Source organism: Methanoculleus sp. UBA413 (genome assembly GCF_002502935.1).
Taxonomy (GTDB): domain Archaea; phylum Halobacteriota; class Methanomicrobia; order Methanomicrobiales; family Methanoculleaceae; genus Methanoculleus; species Methanoculleus bourgensis.
Map to the genome: position 1 here is coordinate 8,008 of NZ_DAQR01000048.1, position 2,892 is coordinate 10,899.

General features: G+C 57.1%; 3 protein-coding genes. All 3 read right to left on the minus strand.

Going from position 1 to position 2,892, the window contains the following annotated elements:
* On the minus strand, positions 1-536 hold a 536-nt coding region (locus tag BP858_RS03665), incomplete at its 3' end, for an NAD(P)-binding domain-containing protein (RefSeq protein ID WP_286878872.1).
* Positions 537-555: 19 nt separating this feature from the next.
* On the minus strand, positions 556-1,635 hold the full coding sequence (wecB, locus tag BP858_RS03670) for a non-hydrolyzing UDP-N-acetylglucosamine 2-epimerase (RefSeq protein WP_281768598.1): 1,080 nt from the start codon (positions 1,633-1,635) through the stop codon (positions 556-558).
* Between the two features lie 34 nt (positions 1,636-1,669).
* A complete protein-coding gene (locus BP858_RS03675) occupies positions 1,670-2,587 on the minus strand; it encodes a glycosyltransferase family 2 protein (RefSeq protein WP_074176184.1) in 918 nt (305 codons plus the stop codon).
* Between the last annotated feature and the right edge of the window lie 305 nt (positions 2,588-2,892).

The following is a 2,892-nucleotide window of genomic DNA, read 5'->3' on the forward strand; positions in this document are numbered from 1 at the left end:
AGGGAGGTTGCCTGTTCGGTGGAGTCCCGGTCATACCCGCCGATGATGCGGCTGTTGCAGACCATCTCTTTTAAGGTCCGCCCGGGGATTGCCCGCTCGGGGCAATGCGCGTACAGGAAATCTCTGATGGCAACGCCGCTCTTCTCGAGCCTCGGGATGACAACCCGCTCACTTGTTCCGGGGGGGACGGTTGATTCAAGGATGACCAGGTCTCCCTCCTTGAGATGAGCGGCGATCATGTCGGCCGCTCTTTTGACGTATGAGAGGTCCGAGACCTTTGTTGCCGGGTCCAGGGGTGTCGGCACGGCTACCAGGAAGACGTCCGCGGCCCCGGGTTCGCTCTCTGCAACAAACCGGTCTTTCGCCCGGAGATAAAGGTCCTCGATACCGGGCTCCTTAAATGGGAGTTTTCCATGATTCAGACAATCTACCACACTCTGCTTTACATCGACGCCCACAACTTCCGAGCCGTGAGCGGCAAGCAACAGCGCGGTCGGCAACCCTATGTATCCTAATCCCAGTACACAGATCTTCATGTGCATCTTCCTTCTGCAATTATTGGGACCGTGCAGCAGCACAGACCATCACGATCATTTTTCCGGCGATTCCGTCCCCATAGGGGTTCTTCCAACCGCGTTTCCGGGTGGCTGCGGAGCGGACTCCTTCAAGGATCCTCTTTGCGTCGGCACCGACCAGAATGTTCGATCCGACGTCCAGCGTCTCGGGCCGCTCCGTATCGTAACGCATCGTGGCGCACGGAACGCCGAGAACACAAGTTTCTTCCTGGACGCCGCCGGAATCGGTCAAGACGAGTTTCGCCTGCGACTCAAGCTGCAGGAACTCTAAGAACCCGAAGGGTTTGGTGAGATTCAGCCCGTCGACCCCGATCCCCAGTTCCTTAATCCGCTTCTCGGTCCTTGGGTGGACCGGGAAGACGACCGGCAGGGAGAACTCCTTCTGCACTCCCTCAAGCCCTTTCAGGATCTCCTTGAGCCGTGCCCGGTTGTCCACGTTCTCCTGTCGATGGGCGGTGACGAGGAAGTACTTACGGGGCTCGAGGTCAAGGTCTTTGAGGACGTTAGCCTTCTTCTTTGCGATGTCGAGGTTCTGGTACACCGCATCGACGACGGTGTTTCCGGTCACGCAGATCTTCGTATCATCGATGCCTTCCGTGAGGAGATTCTCCCGAGCGCTCTCTGTCGGAGCAAAGAGATAATCTGAGATATGATCGGTGACAACCCGGTTGATCTCCTCCGGCATCCGACGGTTGAAACTCCGGAGGCCTGCCTCGATGTGGCCTACCCGCATATGAAGTTTCGATGCCGCGAGAGCCCCGGCCATGACGGTGTTCGTGTCCCCCTGAACCAGGACGATATCGGGGGACTCTTTTACCAGAACATCCTCAACGCCGGTCATAATCTTCGCAGTCTGGCCTGCATGGGTTCCGGAACCCACGTCGAGGTTGTAGTCGGGGTCGGGTAGTTCAAGCTCCTCAAAGAAGAGCCGGTCCATCTCGTAAGAGTAGTGCTGTCCGGTGTGGAGTATGAAGTAGTCAAGGCCTCTCCGCTCGCACTCCCTGATTACCGGAGACATCTTGATGATTTCGGGTCGTGTGCCGAGTAGTATTCCGATCATTTCGCACCCCTTCGCTGCATCGTACCGCTCCTCCTCACTCCCGCATTCTTGCAATGAGAGCGAGCATCAGGCCCACGATGAGGGCGACGGTCCCCGGGATCAGGAAGAGTGATGCGAACATGCCCTGCCCGATCGAGAAGAAACCGGTTTCATTGAACTCCCGGAGAAACAGGAGCAGGAAGTATACGCCTGCGAGCATCGCGGCAAGCCCGGGAAGACCTATGTTCAGGAGGGGCCTCCTCTCCACTGTAAGCCAGAGCAGTGATCCGAGCACCTCTATTCCGTGGGATACAGGGTTCATTGTGGACGTATCAAAATCACCATATTTACAGTTGATTGGCGTCTCGTCGATGCGCAGGTGCTCATCCTGCGCGACCCTGAGCATCTCCGATTCGATCGAAAAATCATCTTTTTTCAGGGTATCATGCATCGATTCTATGGTCTTCCTGCTCAATGCCCGGAACCCGCACTGCGAATCGGTGATCGAACTGCCGTTGCTGGAGACAAGATCGAGCACCGCCCGGCCGAACCTCCGGTATATGGGCATCTGGTCGAAGGTCCGGAACCCGATGACGAGGTCGGCGGTACCGGAGAGGATGGGCCCAACCAGGGCGGGTATCTCATCGGGGTTGTGCTGGCCGTCTCCGTCCATAAAGACCAGGCAGTCGTAGTCGTGGTTGACTGCATACCCAAGAGCACTTTTTATTCCCCGTCCTTTTCCCATCCGGGCTCCGTGCGAGATCACGGTCGCTCCAGCATCCCGGGCGACCTTCACGGTATTGTCTGTACACCCGTCATCTATCACGAGGACCTCATCGACGTGCGACCGGGCCATCAGGACAACCGAACCGATCGCAACCTCTTCGTTGAAACAGGGAATCGCTGCAAGCGATCTCTTATTACCCCACCGGCGGGACCGGGTGGAGGCAGATTCAATGGTCTCGTTCACCATCCGCCGGTATCCGGCGGCCATCGGCGCCCGCAGAGGGTTGATCTGCTCCTGGACCTCACACCGGAGAGTGGGAACATGTATCTGACTTTCCTGATCGAGCTCCCAGGATATGCGTCGTTCGATCCATCTGTCTGTCTCCGCATCTATGCACTGTGGCAATGGCACAGCTGTTTCTCCGGCGAACCATTCCTCCTGGTGAGCGGATGGTCTCGCCAGAACCGGATCCTTGTCGTACATCCACTTTCCCCCCTTGACGTACTGAAACGGGACTGTGCCGGGATATATTAATATGTTATTATTAACCA